Raw genomic sequence first — 3,754 nt, forward strand, 5'->3', positions numbered from 1 at the left:
AAACGAGCAGAACCTATTGCTTGGTTAAGCAATATTTCCTGTTCTTTATTAGGTAGAAGCCTAAATTTATAGTGTTGTGAAATATTCATTAAATCATTGTTTACAAAAGAATTAATATGGGTGAATTATAGCAAAATAAAGCACTGTAATAAAGGCGATATTTGATTTTTTATGGCTATCGCCACTCGCTTATATCCCCCACCTGACTGTCGGTGGGGGTCTTACGCTCGATGAAGATAAAGCCGACAAGGAATATCGAGATCAGTGTAAATACTATGGCGTTGAGGTTGATAAGAATTTACTAAACAAACCAAAAGAAGCAAAACTAAGAAAGCATTTAAATTCTTTTAAATATGAAAAATACCCTTTCATGAAAAAAGTTACTAAATGTTCACCACAGCTTGCTATTAAGCAACTAGGCAATGCTTTTGATCGGTTTTTTAGTGGTCAAAGCAAATACCCTAAGCCAAGAAAAAAAGGCAAAGATGACCGCTTTTCATTATCAAATGATCAATTCAGCGTAGATAATCAATCTATTAAAATCCCCAATTTGGGTTGGGTTAAGATGACGGAGGCTTTACGCTACAAAGGTAAAATCTTGTCAGCCAAAGTGCTTAAGCATGGTGGTAAATGGTTTGTGTCAATTGCTGTTGAGTTGTCTCAAATTGAAAAACTCAAACCCAAAACAGGCTTGTCTATTGGTGTGGATTTAGGGGTTTCTAGTCTTGCCACCCTCTCAAATGGAGAGATCATTCCATCATCAGCACCACTTAAAAGACAAATTGCAAAACTAAGACGACTCAATAAATCTTTTAGTCGAAAGAAAAAAGGTAGTCAAAATCGAGAAAAAGCAAAAACCAAGCTTTCTCGCTTGCACTACAAAATAGCCTGCCTTCGTAAAAATAATCTTCATCAGGTCACAACCGATTTGGTTACACGTTTTGATGTGATCGCTATCGAAGATTTAAATGTTAAAGGCATGGTGAAGAATCGAAAACTCGCAAGAGCCATATCTGATATGGGTTTCTGTGAGTTTAAAAGACAATTGGTTTATAAAGCGAAACAGCACGGTAAATCTGTATTGTCCGTTGGTCGATTCTTCCCAAGTAGTAAAATGTGCTCTTGTTGTGGCGAATTAAATCAATCTCTCACACTTTCAATTCGTGAGTGGAAGTGTTCTATTTGTCACACTGAGCAAAATCGAGATATTAATGCAGCAATTAATATCTTAAACCATGCGGATAAGGATTTAATTGCTGCTTAGGTGGTGATTAAGGCGGTGAGTTACACCGTGACAGCCTATGGAATTGAGGTAATCCCAAGAGCAAATGCTTTTGGTTCTTGATGGCAAAGTAGGAATTAAACATCAAATCGACATAAGTAGGTTTGAGTAGGTTTTAAATAACGGTTTATAACAATTTGTTAGGTAATGATCAATTATCTTAATTGAGCGTAAGACCCCCACCGACAGCCAGGTGGGGAATATAAGCGAGTGGCGTAAGCCATAAAAAATCTAATATTTTTATTGCTTATTTTTAATACAATAGAAACATTTTAATTCTTTTTTAAACAATGCTTTAATGAGGATTTCACAACAATATAAATTCAGGCTTTTGCCTAGCCAAGAACAGGAAATATTGCTTAACCAAGCAATAGGTTCTGCTAGTTTTGTGTGGAATCAAATTCTCGCTAAATCATTTTAAATGTTCGCTAAAGATGAATTTATTCGCTACGAAGCAGAAAGCAAGTGAAATCCGTGAGGAAGTCACCTAAGAGCTTTTGCTTTTAAAATCCCTGAGAAACGAGTTTCGCAAGGAGCTAGTCTAAAGTGGTGGGAATAGTCAAACATCTAAATTTAGATCGGTCACTGCCCCTTTTTCAGCACCTGTGGTCAATTTGGCAAACTTCGCCAAAGCTCCATAGCGATAATTCGGCTCCGGCTTGACCCAAGCCGCTTTACGCTCTGCCAGTTCTACATCGGAAATATGCAGCGTCATTTCACGGGTTTCGGCATTAATGGAAATTTTATCGCCATTTTTCACCAGACCAATCGGCCCGCCTTCATAGGCCTCCGGAGTGACATGACCTATCACAAAGCCATGGCTTCCACCTGAAAAACGGCCATCGGTGAGTAGCGCCACAGATTTTCCTAAGCCCTTACCAATAATGGCCGAGGTCGGTTTCAGCATTTCCGGCATGCCGGGTCCGCCTTTCGGCCCTTCGCCACGAATCACCACCACTTCGCCTTCCTGCACTTCACCATCCAAGATGCCGCGCATGGCGCCAATTTCGCCTTCGAACACGCGTGCCGGACCTTCAAAATACAGACCTTCTTTACCGGTAATTTTTGCTACGGCACCGGTTGGTGACAAGTTACCTTTTAACACCACCAGATGAGAGTCTTTTTTGATCGGTGCATCAAAGGGTAAGATAATTTGTTGCTCTTCCGGATAGTCTTCAACATCAGCCAGATTTTCCGCCAAGGTTTTACCGGTTACGGTCAAGCAAGAACCATCCAGCATGCCGGCATTCAGCATGCGCTTCATTAAAGGCTGAATACCACCAATCGCAATCAGTTCCGACATCAGATATTTGCCTGATGGACGCACATCCGCCACTACAGGAATGTCCTTACCAATCCGCACGAAATCGTCCAGAGTCAGTTCCACCCCTGCGGTATGCGCCATAGCCAATAAATGTAAGACACCATTGGTTGAACCGCCCAGAGCGATCAGCACTTTAATGGCATTTTCAAATGCTGCCTTGGTCATGATGTCACGCGGTTTAATGTCCAGACGTAGCAGGTTCATCACCGCTTCGCCCGCACGCAGACAGTCAATTTTTTTCTCTTCTGAAACTGCTTCCTGCGCCGATGAACCCGGTAAACTCATGCCTAAGGCTTCAATTGCGGAAGCCATCGAGTTGGCTGTATACATGCCCCCACACGAACCTGGTCCCGGCAATGCAACCTCTTCAATCTGTTTCACTTGAATTTCGTTAATTTCACCTTTGGCATGCTGACCTACCGCTTCAAAAACTGAAATCATGTCGGTATGGCCGGCACCCGGTTTAATCGTCCCACCGTAAATAAACAAACCCGGACGGTTTAAACGCGCCAGCCCCATGATACAGCCTGGCATATTCTTGTCACAGCCACCAATTGCAATCACGCCATCATAAGCTTGACAACCCACCACCGCTTCAATTGAATCGGCAATAATTTCACGGGAGACCAGTGAGTATTTCATGCCTTCCGTACCGTTTGAGATCCCGTCAGAAATGGTAATGGTATTGAAGATAATCCCCTTGCCATTTGCGGCATTCACGCCTCTTTCCACTTCACGCGCCAAGCCATCGATATGCATATTACAAGGCGTGACATTGGCCCAGGTTGAGGCAATGCCAATAAAAGGACGGCTAAAGTCTGCATCTTTAAAACCGGTAGCGCGCATCATGGAACGTGCCGGCGCATTTTCAATGCCTTCATAGACAGGAGCTGAATGCTCACGGATATTATCTTTACTCATTGGTTTCTTCCTTGGCGATGACTGATTTTCAGCTTCAGTCTTTGGCAAATTATTCTGCATTTATTCTATAGAATTGACATACTCCCACCACTTTCGACTAGCTCCTTGCGAAACTCGTTTCTCAGGGATTCTAAAAGCAAAGGCTCTTAGGCGACTTCCTCACGGATTTCGCTTGCTTTCTGCTTCGCAGGGCGACCTTTACTGCGTCTTCCCTCCACAGACAAAAC

The 3,754-nt window shown here is 42.6% G+C and carries 4 protein-coding genes; 2 read left to right on the forward strand and 2 right to left on the reverse strand.

From position 1 onward, the window contains the following. Positions 1-89 (reverse strand): helix-turn-helix domain-containing protein (locus B9T38_RS16470; protein ID WP_143222761.1); only part of this gene is annotated, 89 nt, incomplete at its 3' end. A gap of 113 nt (positions 90-202) precedes the next feature. On the opposite strand from B9T38_RS16470, the gene B9T38_RS16475 reads away from it, so the two are divergent. Both B9T38_RS16475 and B9T38_RS16480 read left to right on the forward strand, forming a co-directional pair. Next, positions 203-1,264, forward strand: a complete 1,062-nt coding sequence (locus tag B9T38_RS16475) for an RNA-guided endonuclease InsQ/TnpB family protein (protein ID WP_227609575.1) — start codon at positions 203-205, stop codon at positions 1,262-1,264. A gap of 316 nt (positions 1,265-1,580) precedes the next feature. Further along, positions 1,581-1,703: a helix-turn-helix domain-containing protein gene (locus B9T38_RS16480; RefSeq protein ID WP_227609497.1), complete on the forward strand. Its 123-nt coding sequence runs from the start codon at positions 1,581-1,583 to the stop codon at positions 1,701-1,703. 138 nt (positions 1,704-1,841) lie between these two features. Here the strand turns inward: B9T38_RS16480 and ilvD are convergent, their stop codons facing one another. Then, entirely contained in the window at positions 1,842-3,527 is a 1,686-nt protein-coding gene (gene ilvD, locus B9T38_RS16485) for a dihydroxy-acid dehydratase (RefSeq protein WP_086197811.1), read from the reverse strand. Positions 3,528-3,754: the final 227 nt, after the last annotated feature.

Source organism: Acinetobacter sp. ANC 4218, assembly GCF_002135245.1.
Lineage (GTDB): Bacteria > Pseudomonadota > Gammaproteobacteria > Pseudomonadales > Moraxellaceae > Acinetobacter.

Excerpts from the sequence above, each read along its gene's own strand:
- B9T38_RS16480 (WP_227609497.1), top strand. The coding sequence starts at position 1,581 with ATGAGGATTTCACAACAATATAAATTCAGGCTTTTGCCTAGCCAAGAA.
- ilvD (WP_086197811.1), bottom strand. The coding sequence starts at position 3,527 with ATGAGTAAAGATAATATCCGTGAGCATTCAGCTCCTGTCTATGAAGGC.